The organism is Phorcysia thermohydrogeniphila (assembly GCF_004339575.1).
Taxonomy (GTDB): domain Bacteria; phylum Aquificota; class Aquificia; order Desulfurobacteriales; family Desulfurobacteriaceae; genus Phorcysia; species Phorcysia thermohydrogeniphila.
This window is the reverse complement of record NZ_SMFV01000002.1, coordinates 133581-148037: the sequence shown is the minus strand read 5'-3', so window position 1 is coordinate 148037 and position 14457 is coordinate 133581. Positions and strand designations below refer to the sequence as shown.

The following is a 14457-nucleotide window of genomic DNA, read 5'->3' as shown; positions in this document are numbered from 1 at the left end:
AAATCATCAGTGGAAAACTTCAAAGAAGCGAATCAAATCCTGAGTATCAAAGAATCCAACTGAGAAGCCGGTTACAATGAAAAAGGTCAAGGCCTGAACGAGAAGGGTCATATGGGAAGAGGTAACAACGTAAAATCTGTCCCACTTAGTCTCCTCACCTGCCAGAACTGTCTGTTGCCTTGTCCACTTTTGCTTGTAAAGGTGATTAAGGATGTAAATCTTTACGAGAGAACCGTATATCTGGTTAAAGTAGAGAAGTATCGGCCAGCTTATGTAGTAGTAACCCCTCTGGACAGCATAGAAGAGAGCTACCAAAAAGCGAGTAAGGAGAATCCACCAGATGTAAGCAAAAAGAACGCCACCACCCCACTTTATCTCTCCCAAGAGAGCAGCCAAAAGACCGTAAAGACCTGTCCACATAGTGATACGTTGGTCGCGAATCGTGTACCAAACGTAAAGTCCCGTAACGCTGATTGGTATCTTTTTGGCCCTGTAAGTAGCCCTTAGTGAGTTGCCGAACCAACGTATCATCAGCATAGTTGTTCCTTTCAGGAAGTTGCGGTGGGGGGGAGCTTCCATGGACCAAACCATTACGTCTGGAACGTAGAGCATTTCCCATCCGTTCTTTAAGACGTAGAACCAAGTGGACTTATCGTCCCCAGTTAAGAATCGCAACCAACCGATACGCCAGTGTTCAACGTAGTCGTGCTGAACGGTTTCTGCAAATTCAGGGTCTAAAAAGAGCTCCCCTCTATAGACAGACATCCTTCCAGTAAGCGTCATAACCCTGTGGGACAGGGCAACAGAAGCCATGTAGGTATCCCTCTGAGCAAAACGGAGGGTATACCACTGCTTGTAAATTTTGTAAACCCAATCTTTTTCCGGCAGAACACAGTCTTCATTTGTCGTTACAGCTCCAAGCTTGGGGTTTATAGCAAAGAGGCTTGCGCACTTGACCATAGAACCCGGAGTTAAAATCGTGTCTCCATCAACGAGGGCAACTACTGAGTTTTGAAGTTTTGCAGGCTCTCTGAGGAGAGCTCTAAAAGCTACAGCTAAGCCGTCCCTCTTTCCCGTTCCAGCAAAGCGAACAATTAGGAGGGAAGCTCCGGGCGGAGGGGACATAACTTTCCAGAGCTTTTTAACAAGATTTTCCTCACACTTTTCAACAACAGAGGCTATTAAAGTAGCTTTCATTCCGTGCTTTACGCAGTTTATAACCTCTCCTATTGCACCTCTATAAACCTGAATAGATATTTCCTCGGGGATACGGTAGGTTGTAACGAGGATAAAGGCATGCTCGGGGAGCTTTTCTTTTGGAACGCTATCCGCTTTTTTTCTTAATTCCGGAAAGTAAACCTTTTTGTAGAAAAGAGCCCTCGCTACGTTGAGCAACGTCCAAGAGTAACGCCACACAGCAACAAAACCAATTATGAAAACGTAACGTTTCATTTCAGGATGGAGGTAAACGGGAGGCAAGGCCACGAAAAAGACAACGAGCATCACTATGTAAAGGAGAGTAGGAACTACTTGAGATGGAACTACCTGTTTGTGCATGGCCTAAACGCCTCTTTAGCGTACTTGCTCTTCTTAGGATAAAACTTGCGAGGATTTGTAGGGGTTGCCTTGTTTCCACAGATTTTCTTTTGTGGAGTCCTCATCACTTTAAGGGCAGAAAAGGTGTTAGCGTCCAAGTAGTTAGAAACTACCTCATTGTATATTCCAAATTCTTCTGTATCGCCCCCCAAACGAATACCTGAACCTTTGTTCTTAAATACGACATTTCCCTCAATAAGGTTATTGTTAGCCCTCACAGAGATTCCTCCAACGTGATAGGCCTGATTCATTGAACAAATATTATCAAAAATTTTTAAACTTTGTGAGCCTTCCTTCACGTCAATACACTCAGAACCGTAAGTAGCTATTGAGTTATGGTGAACGAGAAGGTTGTTCGTCCTGTCAAGTTTCCCCTTTGGCATCTGTTCGGGGGCCGTTCCTATATAGATACCTTCTCCATTCTGCTTTCCTCTGCCGAATACGAAGTCCCTCAATCCACAGTGAGACACCTGATTCCAAGCGATTTCCCCATCCTCAACAAACTTAAACCTAAGGCATTCCCCCCAAGCGTTTTCAAAACGAGAAGCAAGAACTCTTATACCCTTTAAAAGTTCGTCAGGAGAGCCCTTAACGTAAAGAAGTTTGTCGTGGTAGCACTCAATATTCTCACAATTCCTAAAGTGACCATCTACGGTTAAGTGCATTAAAGTTATATAGCTGTGTCTTATCTGAATTATTCTTCCTCCTCTCCTTTTATACCCATAAATCACAGCGCCGGGCATTCCAACGATAGTAATAGGCCTATCCTTCGTCCCCGACCTTACTGTTGTGATGTTCTGATAATACTTACCCGGCATTAATACTACTGTATCACCGGGATAGGCCTTCTCAAGAGCTAAATTTATCGTCCTAAGAGGTTCTTCTGCAGAAAGCCCTGAGTTTCTATCACTTCCTTTGGGGGAGACAAATATAACTTTCCCTCCGTTCCACACCTTAGCAGTTGCAGTTTCTTTCACTGAAGCTGTTGCACAGCCAAATAGAGAAAAAACAAAAAGGGCAAGGGACAGCAGTCCCTTGCTCCTATTTTTCAAGAGTTTACCAACATAACGCATAGTACTTGCAAGCCTCCCTTAGGTTAGGTTTATCGTAGAGAACTCCGTTAAGGTCAAAGACGTACTTTTCACGGTAAGCCTCTTCTTCTTGGGGTACGTCCCTGTAACTTCCAGTAAGAACGAGGTAGTCCGTATCCTTAAAGGCCTCCTCAAGGGAGGAGTAAAAGTCTTCGTCAGATATGGAAATGAAGTCTCTATCAAAGTGCCTGTAGACCCTTTCAGTATCTACGAGGGGGTCAAAGTACCTTACTTTATACCCCTCGTCAAGGAGCTTCCTCGCAAGGTAAACGGCTGGCGATTCCCTCGTGTCGTCCGTTCCGGGTTTAAACGCAACTCCTATTATAGCAACTGTGCTTCCCGGCTCTACTTGCTCCTTGATTAGCTTAACTGCTTTGTCTATATGGCTTTCGTTTGACTTCATAACGCTGCTTATAAGAGGAACTTCTATACCTTTCTGGTTAGCAATGGAGACGAATCCTTTAACGTCTTTCGGTAAACAAGAACCTCCAAAGGCAAAACCGGGCATGAGGTAGTAGGGAGATATGTTGAGTTTCCTATCCTCGCAAAATACTTTCATTACAAGCCTTCCATCCGCTCCATGTTGCTTTGCAAAGTAGCCAACCTCATTGGCAAAGGCTACCTTTATAGCATGCCATACGTTGTCAACGTACTTAACCATCTCAGACTCTACGATTGGTAGCTTAAACTTGCCTCCGGGAATATCTTTATAAACCTCCAGAATAACCTCAGCTGACCTTTCGTCCCCAGCACCTACAACGGTTTTTGGTGGATTGAAGAAATCGTAAATTGCAGTTCCCTCCCTGAGGAACTCAGGGTTGAAAGCATAGCCAAAGTCTTTACCTACTTTTTTACCGGATTCCCTTTCTAAAATTGGAATTATTAAGCTATTGGAAGTTCCGGGAGGAATTGTGCTCCTGAAACAAACTGTATAGAAACTATCTTTATCCTTCAACGCTCTTCCTATTTCTGTAGCCGCGCTCTCTACATAGCTAAGGTTTACAGTTCCATCTTTCCTAGATGGAGTTCCTACGCATACGAAACAGAGCTCCGTCTTTTCCACAGCTTCCTTTACGTCAGTTGTGAAGGATACCCTCCCCTCTTCAACTGCCTTTTTGTAGTACTCCTCCAGACCTTCTTCATAGATTGGGAGCTCCCCGTTCTTCAATTTGTTAATTTTTCCTTCGTCAATGTCCACCCCCACAATCTCGTGCCCCATTGAAGCTAAACACATGGCACCAACTAAACCTACGTAACCGAGACCGATTACAGCGATTCTCACGACTTCCCTCCTTTTGTAGTTTAGTTTTTTTACGTTTTTTTCACGACAGCATTTTACACGATTTACTCAAAAGAGTAAACCTCAGAAAAACAATTACTTCTTTTGATTCTTAGAAAATTCAAGTTCTACCAACATACTCCTAAGGTTTTGGTAAGTCTATTCAAACCTTATTGCACAATGTCATTGGAACCTTCTGCCACCTGATAGTTCTTCTCCTAAACTTTTTCAAAGAAGTCCGCATCAGACAGATATCAAAAAAAAGAAATCACAAGAAACACTTTAACTTAACTAAACAAATGTATTCCCAGAGTGAACCGTTAACTGCCCATAATAGACAAAGTCAAAGGTTCAAAACTACCAAAACTCTCAAATCAATCGTCAAGTCAATACAAAAATTAAGTCAGCTCAAAAGACTAAAAACCAAAAAACTCTTAAGCTCCTATATCCCTGTCCTTCTCTCCACAAAAGAACAATTACCGCTATAATCTATGGGCAAAAGCGAAGCGGAGGAGCTCAAATGAGAACCGTTGATATTACGACGAAGTTTGACAACCTGAGAACCGCAAAGGCAAAGGGAAGAATTAAACTTTCTCCTGAAACGGTAAAGAAAATCCTAAACAGGGAAATACCTAAGGGCGACGTTCTTGCGGCTGCCCAAATTGCAGGAATTATGGGAGCAAAGAAAACTTCAGAATTAATGCCCTTCTGTCATCCAATCCCCATTGACCACATAGAGGTAAAGACAAAGGTTGGAGAGGACTTTATTGAAGTTGAAGCAGAGGTAAGGGGCATATGGAGAACGGGATATGAAGTTGAGGCTATGAACGCCTGTTTAATGGCGCTTCTCAACATATTTGATATGTGTAAGGCCTTTGACAGCAACATGGTTATTGAGGGAGTACAGGTAGTAGAGAAAAGTGGTGGAAAGTCTGACTGGGCAGAAGACCTTTCAGGTCTTAAAGTAGCAGTAATAACTGTTAGTGATTCTGCCTACGTAGGAAAAAAGGAGGATAAAAGTGGTAAAGTAGCCCAAGAGATTCTTGAAAGCTTTGGAGCTGAAATCATCGGCTACGAAATTGTTCCAGATGAGGTTGAAAAAATTACAGAGGCAATAAACAGGTTTAAGGAAAGCGGGGCAAACTTAATAGTCACTACAGGCGGAACTGGGTTCAGCCCAAGGGACGTAACTCCAGAGGCGACTGAAAAGCTCATAAAGAAAGAGATGGTAGGCTTTTCTGAAGCTATGCACATCCTTGGCGTTAGGTTCACTCCTAAGGCACTTATGTCAAGAGCAAAGGCAGGTTTCTTGAGTGAAAACTGTATAGTTATTAACCTTCCGGGTAGCACAAAAGGCGTTGAGCAGAATTTAAAGATGTTCGCCCCCTTGATAAAGCATGCCCTCAAGATGGCTCAGGGAGGTGGCCACTGATAACGGTTTGCATCCTTGCAGGGGGCAAGAGCTCCCGTTTTGGAAGAGACAAACTATCTGAGCCTGTCGCAGGAAGACTTTTGGTAGAGTGGACTCTAAACTCTGTTAAGGACTTTCCAGAAGTTATCGTCGTTACTAAGAACCCACTGAAGTTTCCCCACTTAAAGGGAGTGAGAGTTATCCCCGAACCTTTTAAGGACTTCTCCCCAATCTACGGAATACTTACAGGACTTAAAAGAGCCTCCTACGAGAAGGTCCTCTTTCTGCCCGGAGATACGCCGTTCCTAAGCAGTAAGGCGTTAAGGGCATTTTCTGGCTTCATCCCTCCAGCAGTAGTTTCTGAGGGAAGTAGAGTTCACTCACTACTTTGCCTTCTGTCCAAAAGGCACGTCCCAGCTGTTGAAGAGTTTCTAAGGTCTGGGAGACACAGGATTTCGGAACTCCACAGAGTACTCGGTAGCACTCAGGTTGACTTTAAGAGCTTAGAACCCTTTGACTACACGAGGAAGAGCCTTTTAAACATAAACAGAAAGGAGGAACTTAATGAGGCCATCTGTAGACAAGCTTATAGAGGATGTTAAGAGAGCCTCAAGACCAGAAAACCTTGGAATGATTTTAGTCCACAACGGTATCGTTAGGGGGAGCTCCAGAAGTGGCAAGACAGTTGAGGAAATGGAGCTTGACTACGACGAGGAGAAACTTAAGAAAATTGTTTCAGAGTTTGAAAGCAGGGATGGTATTGAGGCCATAAGGGTCTGGATAAACCGCGGCAGGCTTAAAGTTGGCGACGACATAATGGTCGTAGTCGTTGCAGGCAGGTTCAGAACAGACGTTCTACCAGCATTTGAAGAGCTTATCTCCCGAATAAAGAAAGAGGTAGTTGTTGAAAAAGAAATCGGTTAAAATTTGCCCGCGCTAAAAGCGCGGGCTCTAAAATCCCCTATACCCTACCGTACTTATCCTCAAACCTTACTATGTCGTCCTCCTCTATGTACTCACCAACCTGAACCTCAATCAGGACAAGGGGCACCTTCCCGGGGTTTTCAAGCCTGTGAACTGTAGTTTTTGGAACAAATACACTCTCATTTTCGTGGACGTAGAAGGTCTTGTCCTCAATCGTAACTTTTGCAGTACCCTTAACGACTATCCAGTGCTCACTCCTGTGGTAGTGCATCTGAAGGCTCAGCTGTTCTCCCGGCTTAACGGTAATGAGTTTTATCCTGTACCTATCACCAACCTCAAGGTCTGTAAAGCTTCCCCAAGGTCTATACTCTGTAACGTGTCTATCTACGTAATGCTTCCTTTCAATGTCCTTCTTGAGGAGCTTAACTACCTCTTTAACTCTCTGGCTCTCACCCCTCTTAAGTATAAGAGTAACGTCCCTCGTTCCTATTACGGTTAAATCCTCAACGCCAATTGTTACGATGAGCCTCTTTCCTTTTTCTATTATCATGCTGTTCTTGGTGTCATAGGTAATAACGTTACCCTTCTTCACGTTACAGTCTTCGTCCTTAGGGAATACTTCATAAACGGCGTCCCAAGAACCGATATCGGACCACACAACATCACAGGGTATCACTGCAGCCCTATCGGTGTTCTCCATTATGGCGTAGTCAATGGAAATATCCGGAAGTTCTTCAAAGCGCTCTACCGCCTCCTCGTAGCTATTTTCAAAGATCAGTGAGTATATCTCCGGCTGATACTTCTGGAACTCCTCCTTAAGAGTCTTTATAGTAAAGGCAAACATACCGGAGTTCCAGAAGTACTCTCCCGAAGAAACGTACTCAACCGCCCTTTTAAAATCTGGTTTCTCTGTAAACTTCTCAACCTTAAAGCTACCCTCCTCCAACTGCTCCCCTACTTTTATGTAACCGTAACCGGTTTCTGGATGTGAAGGTTTTATACCAAAGGTCACTATATAGCCTTGTGAAGCAAGCTTTTCTGTAAGGGGGAAGTACCTAAGCATTGCGTCCCGAGGACTTATAAAGTGGTCGGAAGGCGTTACAAAGAGAACCTCCTCCTCCTCCACCCCCATCTTATCAAGGGCATACTTGGCACAGAGAGCTATCGCAGGAGCTGTATTCCTACCTATAGGCTCTAAAACAAAGTGAACATTGTCTGTCTTGAATTTTAGTTCTTCAAGTTGTTCTTTTATCATAAATGTATAGTACTTTTTTGTAGAGAAGATAAAATCGTCAAGTGAAAACTTAGAAGTAAATCTTTTGACGGTTTCTTGGAAAAAGGAACTGTGGTTAATTAACTTTATGAACTGCTTAGGATACTTTTCCCTTGATAGGGGAAAAAGCCTTGTCCCACTCCCACCTGCCAAGATTACGATTTTCATGTATCACCTCTCCCTATCTTTATTTTTATTGGGCTATTTTATCACAAATTTTCACGATTATTTCACAATCCCAACAGAAACCACGTAAACCGGATACTCAAATTCAGGAAGAGAAAGGAATCTTTTTAGGTCAAAATCGTAAAAAGCACCTATACCGCAAACTCCAAGACCAAGGGACTCAGCAGCAAGGTAAAGGAGTTCCCCAAGAGCTCCCGCCTCCATCAGAGCTCCCCTGTAGTCCCTACAGCCTTTACCCGAAAAGTCAAAGGTGAAAATAACGTTAACGTTTGCCCTTGCAATAAAGCCTTGAGCCAAGCAAAGGTAGGCAACCTCTCTACTGAAATCCCCCTTCATTACCGGGTAGAGTTCCCCATCCCCTACTGCGTATATGCCATCTGCCACCCCCTCAACGTTCTTAACCTGAAGGTAAAAGGATGTTTGAGGGAATCCCCAGTCGGCCGGGAAACAGTTGAGGGAGGACTCAAGGAGATATTTAAACCTTTCAAAGTCAAGCCTCTCTCCGGTAAACTTCCTCTTAGACCTACGCCTTAAAAGGGCATCCTTCAAAGGAAGGGAGTTAACCTCAGGATAAACTCCATCTGAATCTGGATATTCCCTGTAAAACTCGCAGGAATCAAGGTTACCTACTAAATGGGTATTCACTATTTCAGCGTTGTATATGGGCTTTCTGACTACAGGCTCAAAGGGAGGATAGGGGTAGGTCACTATAAAGTCATCCCCCCAAAAGAGGGCAGGCCTATCTATGAGGACAGCGGCTAAGGCAAACTCGTTCTCTCCGTCCACTCCAAGGAGCTGGTTTAACTTGTCGTCCTTAAACTTTGATACAACGCACCCTCCAAGGCCGACAGACCTTAAGAAAACAACGCCGTTTGAAGCCATATGGCCGGCGTCAAGGAGGCAGTACCTATAGGCCCTCGTCCTGTACTTCCAAGCGCTTCTGGCGTAGATGCTTGTAATTACAGCTACAACGTTCCCGGGAATCTCTGCACAGAGAGCCGTCTGAAGTAGTTCAAAGAAATCCTTCTCTACAAGGAGCTCCAAGGAGTGGTCTATCGGTTGGTAGTGGTAAAGACCGTCGGGGATACCTTCTACTTCTTTTACGAAAAAGTAGAGCTCAAAAGGGTAGAGAGCTCCAGCAGAGGGAACTGTCCTAAAGTAGAACTCCTCTCCGTGGAAGTTCTCAACCCTACTTATCCCGTTCATTGCAAAGGCTAAATCGGAGAGCTCCCCAAAGGAGAGAACATCCTCCGCCCCACTGCCACAGAGCCTATAAAGGACGTCCAGAGTTTCCTGAAGAGGACCTTTAAAAGGTAAAAGGGAGAACTTCTTTATCCCCTTATAGACCTTAAAAGGACTTGGATAGTTTGACCAGTCTAAATAGTGGGGTCTTCTTACGCTCTCAAAGGTGTGGGCTGTCTTTATATGGTAGTTGTAACAGTTCATCTTTCCTCCCTAAGTTTTGGATTTTACCACTCTCCACTTTTGGGGTTCCCTCTGGGACTTCCAGCGTTTACATTAAACAACTGCAAAACGGAAGTTCGGAGGAAAAGAGATGAAAAGGTTACCGGTTGTTTCTATAGTGGGAAGGCCAAACGTTGGTAAGTCTTCCTTGTTTAACAGGCTGCTTGAGAAACGTTTAGCGATAATTGACGATACCCCCGGAGTTACCAGAGATAGAATCATTCAGGAAGCGAACATAGAGGACCACAGGGTTCTCCTTGTAGACACCGGAGGTGTTGATCCCCACGGGGAAGGTTTTGCCAAGGAGACAACGGAACAGGCAAAAAGGGCTATGGAAGAGGCCGACGTTATTGTCTTCGTCGTTGACGGAAAGGAGGGAATAACTCCCCTTGATGAGGAAGTCGCAAGGCTTTTAAGGAAGTGGAAAAAGCCCGTAATCGTTGCAGTTAACAAGATTGACGAACCTTTTATGGAGGACTTGGTTTACGACTTCTACAGGCTCGGCTTTGATGAGGTCATTTCCATCTCTGCAATTCACAAGATAGGTATTCCGACCCTAAAGGAGAAAATCATAGAGAAACTCCCCGAAGCTTTGCGCCAAGTTGCAAAGAAGGAGCAGGAGAAGGAGGAGAGGAGAGAGAAGGCAGAGAGGCTAATCTCAGAGGAGTCCTCTGAGGAGCTCAACCAGCTCATAGACACCTTAGAGAAGGGAGAGGAGTACGAGTTTGAAGAGGAGGAGAAAGAACCGATAAAGGTGGCCATCGTCGGCCGTCCAAATATGGGTAAGTCAACCCTTTTAAACGCTTTAGTGGGAGAGGAGAGGGCTATCGTCAGCGACATTCCGGGAACGACGAGGGACGCAATAGACACCTACGTAAAAATCGGGGATGACGAGTACATCTTTATAGATACAGCCGGTATAAGGAGACGTGGAAAGATTAAGGACATAGAGTACTACTCTTACCTGAGAGCTCTTGACGCCATAGACAGGGCAGACGTCGTTGTCCTCCTTTTAGACGCAGAGGAAGGCCCAACTGACAGGGACGCAAAAATTGCAGGAATCGCCTTAGAAAAGTTCAAGCCAATAGTTATCGCAGTAAACAAGATTGATAAGCTCCAGAGCCAGAAGGAGTGGGAGAACATCCACAGGAGGCTTGACCTTACCTTTGACTTTATCCCTTATGCCCCAAGGGTATTCATATCTGCTAAGGAGAAAAAGGGGCTTGAGGAACTATTAAAACAGATTAAGGACCTTTACAGGCAGTACACAAAGAGGGTTACAACAGGAAAGTTCAATAGAGCTCTCGCCGAGCTCATGGAAATCCACCAGCCACCAGTTTACAAGAACAAGATTGTGAAGATTTACTACGGAACGCAGGTAAAGACAAAGCCACCTACATTCCTACTCTTCTCCAATTACCCAGAGGGAATTCCTCAATCCTTTAGACGCTTTTTAGAAAACAGGCTGAGGGAAAAGTTTAAGTTCAACAAAATACCTTTAAGGATTGTCTTTAAGAAGAGATAAAGTCTGAGGCCAAGTTTCGCAGGGAGAGGTAGAGCTCCTTCGCCCTCTCCTGCGCCTTCTTCCTATGGGAGTCAACCTTTTTAAGGTTCTTCTTAAGGACGTTGACTACCGTCCTATCAAGCTTTCCTTCCTCCACCATCTTCTCTATTATTGCAACTGTTTCTTTACCAGAAAGCCCTTTCTTGTAAGGACGGTCCTCCATGAGAGCGGTAAAAACGTCGGCAACGGCCATTATTCTTGAGCCCAATGAAAGGTCGTTAGCGTTCAACCTGAAGGGATACCCGCTACCGTCAAGGGTTTCGTGGTGGTAGGCAGCCCACTCAACTATGTTGGTGTCAATTGCAAGCTTTGAAATGATTCGGTAACTAAAGAAGACGTGGGACTTCATGATGCTGTACTCTTCCGGAGTTAACCTCCCCGGCTTTTCAAGAATCTCCTTTGGAACCGCTATCTTCCCGATGTCGTGGAGTAAACCGGCCACTTCTATCTTTTTAAGGTCAGGGGAAGTGAAGTTAAAGAGAGTCGCCAAAGAAAGGGCAGTCTGAGCAACACCTGAAGAGTGGGTAGCAGTAAAGGGACTCTTAAAGTCTATGAGGTATGCAAGCATCTTTGAGAGATCGTAAAAGGCCTCAAAAGGTAACTTCTGAGAAAAACTCCTTAGGAGCTCCTCCAGAGACTCCTTTAAGCAGTTTTCATTTAATAGCTCAAACCAGAAAGAGTCCTTCGGACTAATCTTTGTAAGGAATATCTCAACAAGCTTTGGGTTAAAGACTCTACCACTAAACTTCAGTAAGTACTCCTCAATCAGTGTCCTAATAGACGATATAGAAGCATAAGGATTCTCCCTTCCAAGCTTCTCAATCCTGCCGTATATTACGGTATCTATCCTATCTGCCAAATGGAGAATTAAGGAGCTAAAGGGAGCTTTTATCCTTACAATTTCATGGCAACTATAATGGTGATACCTGATAATCTTTGCTATCTTTGAGAAGTAAGGAAAGTGTCTTAACAGTTCGTATCCAATTTCTGCGTGGAGGTGCATCCTCCTTTTATCTCTCTCAAGCTCCACCGCTTTAACAAAAGCGATATCCTCCTGTGTGGAAACCAAAAGCAATCCGATATCGTGAAGGAGTCCAGAAACGAGTATGTTGTATAGAAAATCACTAGAAAAACTTATCTCCCTTGCTATTGAGTAGGAAATGAAAGCAACTCGGTAGTTATGGTTGTTCAAAATCGGGTCTACAAGACCACTCATAGAAGAAACTGCAAGTAAAAACTTTGATATATCTATGGATGAATTCACAGTTCTCCTCTTTTGTTTAAGTTTAAATTGCTATATCAACTATTTTACACTTATATCTAAGTAGGAACAAATCTTTCTAAAAAACTCTCTATCTTTTAGTCCGGGATGGGGTATTTGGAGCTCCTCAACACTAATTTTCACGTCCCCGTACTTAACAATATCCACATCAATAACCCGAGGCCCCCATCTAAAAGTTCTATAACGACCTACTCTCTTCTCTATCCACTTAACGAGCCTTAAAAGCTCAAAAGGAGGGTGGTGAGTTTCAACTAAAAGACCGTAGTTTAAAAAAGGAGGCTGCTTCTCAACACCAAAAGGTGGAGTTTCAAAAACAGGACTTCTTCTTAAAATCCTCCCCACAAACTTTCTTATAAGCTCCTCAGCCCTCTTCAGGTTGTCAAGACGGTTACCAAGGTTCGTTCCAAGAATCAGGACTACCCTCATAGCTTCCCTTCAAGCATCTGTATCAGGAGTTTTATGGCCTTCTTTGCTGCCTTCCTCCTCCTGTTGTTCCTCCTTGCCACCTCATCTGGGTCTTTATCCTCAAAAATAAACCTAAAAACTTCTATCCTATCGCCTACCGAAACGCCGATGTAGGTAAGCCCAACGGGCTTTTCCGGAGTTCCCCCGGAAGGCCCTGCAATCCCGGTTGTAGAGATTGCACACTCAGTTCCCAAGAGTTTCTTCACGCCAATAACCATCTCCCTTGCAGTCTGCTCGCTGACAGCCCCGTACTTTAAAAGGGTCTCAGGGCTAACGTTTAAGACTTTCATCTTCACGGTATTGTCGTAAGCAACCACACCACCCATAAAGTAGGCAGAGCTCCCCGGAACGTTTACAATCCTCGCAGCAACCAGTCCTCCCGTACAGCTCTCAGCCGTTGAGAGTTTTAGTCCTTTTTCAGTTAGGAGCTCTTTCAGCTTAAACTCCGGCCTCATAGCTTTCCTCACAAGTTATAATTTCAGTCACTATACCATCTTACCCGATTAAAGAAGGAGGTTTCAATGTTCTCCCTGCCAGAACATATAAAGAAAGTTCACGTATACGAACCCGGAAAACCTGAGGAGGAGCTCAAAAGGGAGCTCGGACTTAGAGAAATCGTAAAACTCGCCTCAAACGAAAACCCCTTAGGCCCATGCCCCGCAGCAGTGAGGGCAATCATTGAGGACTTAAAGAACCTAAATAGATACCCGGACGGAAACTCCTACTACTTAAAGAGAGCTCTTGCCAAACACCTTGGAGTTGAGCCGGAAAACATCTTTGTAGGCCTTGGCTCTAACGAAGCCCTTGACATAATCTCCAGAGCATACCTTCGCCCCGGTAAAAACGCAGTTTACAGCGAAAAGTCCTTTGCAGTTTACCCGATAGTCGTCCAGCTTGCCGGAGCAGAGCATAAAGTAGTAAAGGCAAAGGACAACTACTACATGGACCTAAAAGCCCACCTTGACGCAATAGACGAAAACACCGCCGTAGTTTTCCTTGCAAACCCTAACAACCCGACGGGAACGGCCTTTACAAGGAAGGAGTTTGAGGCCTTCTTAAAAGACTTCCCAGACGACGTCCTCTTAGTTCTTGACGAGGCCTACTACGAGTACGCCGTCGGAGCAGGTTTTGACATTGAAAACGGCATAGAGTACATCCACGAGAAGAACATCGTTGTAACGAGGACTTTCTCAAAAATCTACGGGCTTGCAGGACTCCGCTTGGGCTACGCAGTAGCAAAGAAAGAGATAATTGCCGACATGAACAGAATTAGACAGCCCTTTAACGTAACCCGTCCAGCTCAAGTCGCAGGAGTCGCAGCCTTAGAGGACAAGGCATTCATCAAGCACTCCCAAGTTGTAAATGAAGAGGGTAAGAAATACCTCTACGAGCAGTTTGAAAAGCTCGGACTTGAGTACGTGCCAACCTACGCAAACTTTATCCTCGTTAAAGTGGGATACCCAAGCAGGGAAGTCTTTAAGCGCCTCCTTCAAAAGGGAGTAATCGTAAGGGCTATGGACGGCTACGGATTCCCCGACCACATAAGGGTAACCATAGGAACAATGAAGGAAAACATCTTCTTCATAAAGAAGCTCAGGGAAGTCCTTGAAGAGCTTAAGGAAGAAAGGCAATGAGGAAGCTAATACTTTTAGCCCTTATGCCCCTTCTCTTTTCCTCCTGCTCCTGTAAGTGGCAGACGAAAGTAGAGAAAGAGGTATTAAAAGTTACAGGTGGTAAGTTCACAGTTAAGGTGTATAACGGCGGGAAGCTGGTCGCTGAGTATCGGGGAAAAGGTTACGTCTGGTTTGAGATGGACAAAAACGGAAGACACACGGGAGTTGTTACCTTTAAGGACGAAAGGGGACACATAATAAGGGTAGGAACTTTTGGCGGAACGGTAGTTGTTGATTACGAGTAGGAAA

The 14457-nt window shown here is 44.5% G+C and carries 14 protein-coding genes; 6 read left to right on the top strand and 8 right to left on the bottom strand.

Features of this window, described 5'->3' with window-relative positions:
- Positions 1 to 6 precede the first annotated feature (6 nt).
- Genes CLV27_RS03460 through CLV27_RS03450 form a run of 3 tightly spaced genes read right to left on the bottom strand, consistent with a single transcriptional unit; the run spans position 7 to position 3969 of the window.
- Entirely contained in the window at positions 7 to 1557 is a 1551-nt protein-coding gene (locus CLV27_RS03460; protein WP_132525857.1) for a glycosyltransferase, read from the bottom strand.
- The gene (locus CLV27_RS03455) at positions 1542 to 2669 is read right to left on the bottom strand and encodes a right-handed parallel beta-helix repeat-containing protein (protein WP_132525855.1); all 1128 of its coding nucleotides are present in this window, start codon (positions 2667 to 2669) and stop codon (positions 1542 to 1544) included. The genes CLV27_RS03460 and CLV27_RS03455 overlap by 16 nt, the downstream gene beginning before the upstream one ends.
- On the bottom strand, positions 2653 to 3969 hold the full coding sequence (locus CLV27_RS03450) for a nucleotide sugar dehydrogenase (protein ID WP_132525853.1): 1317 nt from the start codon (positions 3967 to 3969) through the stop codon (positions 2653 to 2655). The genes CLV27_RS03455 and CLV27_RS03450 overlap by 17 nt, the downstream gene beginning before the upstream one ends.
- 517 nt (positions 3970 to 4486) lie before the next feature.
- Between CLV27_RS03450 and moaCB the strand changes: the two genes are divergently transcribed.
- From moaCB to CLV27_RS03435, 3 genes are read left to right on the top strand one after another with little or no spacing between them, the layout of a single operon-like run.
- A complete protein-coding gene (gene moaCB / locus CLV27_RS03445) occupies positions 4487 to 5398 on the top strand; it encodes a bifunctional molybdenum cofactor biosynthesis protein MoaC/MoaB (protein WP_132525851.1) in 912 nt (303 codons plus the stop codon).
- Entirely contained in the window at positions 5395 to 5979 is a 585-nt protein-coding gene (mobA, locus tag CLV27_RS03440; protein WP_132525849.1) for an NTP transferase domain-containing protein, read from the top strand. Before moaCB ends, mobA begins: the two co-directional genes overlap by 4 nt.
- Positions 5942 to 6301: a molybdenum cofactor biosynthesis protein MoaE gene (locus CLV27_RS03435; RefSeq protein ID WP_132525847.1), complete on the top strand. Its 360-nt coding sequence runs from the start codon at positions 5942 to 5944 to the stop codon at positions 6299 to 6301. The genes mobA and CLV27_RS03435 overlap by 38 nt, the downstream gene beginning before the upstream one ends.
- A gap of 37 nt (positions 6302 to 6338) precedes the next feature.
- Here the strand turns inward: CLV27_RS03435 and CLV27_RS03430 are convergent, their stop codons facing one another.
- Both CLV27_RS03430 and CLV27_RS03425 read right to left on the bottom strand, forming a co-directional pair.
- Positions 6339 to 7742 (bottom strand): mannose-1-phosphate guanylyltransferase/mannose-6-phosphate isomerase, encoded by a 1404-nt coding sequence (locus CLV27_RS03430; RefSeq protein WP_132525845.1) that lies wholly within the window; start codon positions 7740 to 7742, stop codon positions 6339 to 6341.
- A gap of 57 nt (positions 7743 to 7799) precedes the next feature.
- Positions 7800 to 9206, bottom strand: coding sequence for a SagB/ThcOx family dehydrogenase (locus tag CLV27_RS03425; RefSeq protein ID WP_132525843.1), 1407 nt, complete (start codon positions 9204 to 9206; stop codon positions 7800 to 7802).
- Positions 9207 to 9315: 109 nt separating this feature from the next.
- On the opposite strand from CLV27_RS03425, the gene der reads away from it, so the two are divergent.
- Complete coding sequence (gene der, locus CLV27_RS03420) at positions 9316 to 10749, top strand: ribosome biogenesis GTPase Der (protein WP_132525841.1); 1434 nt, start codon at positions 9316 to 9318, stop codon at positions 10747 to 10749.
- Here der and CLV27_RS03415 read toward each other — a convergent pair.
- From CLV27_RS03415 to CLV27_RS03405, 3 genes are read right to left on the bottom strand one after another with little or no spacing between them, the layout of a single operon-like run.
- A complete protein-coding gene (locus tag CLV27_RS03415) occupies positions 10736 to 12052 on the bottom strand; it encodes an HD-GYP domain-containing protein (RefSeq protein WP_243644861.1) in 1317 nt (438 codons plus the stop codon). The two genes, der and CLV27_RS03415, sit on opposite strands and share 14 nt — an antisense overlap.
- Before the next feature lie 39 nt (positions 12053 to 12091).
- The gene (gene folK / locus CLV27_RS03410; protein ID WP_132525839.1) at positions 12092 to 12496 is read right to left on the bottom strand and encodes a 2-amino-4-hydroxy-6-hydroxymethyldihydropteridine diphosphokinase; all 405 of its coding nucleotides are present in this window, start codon (positions 12494 to 12496) and stop codon (positions 12092 to 12094) included.
- Positions 12493 to 12990: a CinA family protein gene (locus CLV27_RS03405; protein ID WP_132525837.1), complete on the bottom strand. Its 498-nt coding sequence runs from the start codon at positions 12988 to 12990 to the stop codon at positions 12493 to 12495. The genes folK and CLV27_RS03405 overlap by 4 nt, the downstream gene beginning before the upstream one ends.
- Positions 12991 to 13056: 66 nt before the next feature.
- On the opposite strand from CLV27_RS03405, the gene hisC reads away from it, so the two are divergent.
- Positions 13057 to 14169: a histidinol-phosphate transaminase gene (gene hisC / locus CLV27_RS03400; protein WP_132525835.1), complete on the top strand. Its 1113-nt coding sequence runs from the start codon at positions 13057 to 13059 to the stop codon at positions 14167 to 14169.
- Positions 14166 to 14453, top strand: coding sequence for a hypothetical protein (locus tag CLV27_RS03395; protein WP_132525833.1), 288 nt, complete (start codon positions 14166 to 14168; stop codon positions 14451 to 14453). Before hisC ends, CLV27_RS03395 begins: the two co-directional genes overlap by 4 nt.
- The last annotated feature ends 4 nt before the right edge of the window (positions 14454 to 14457 follow it).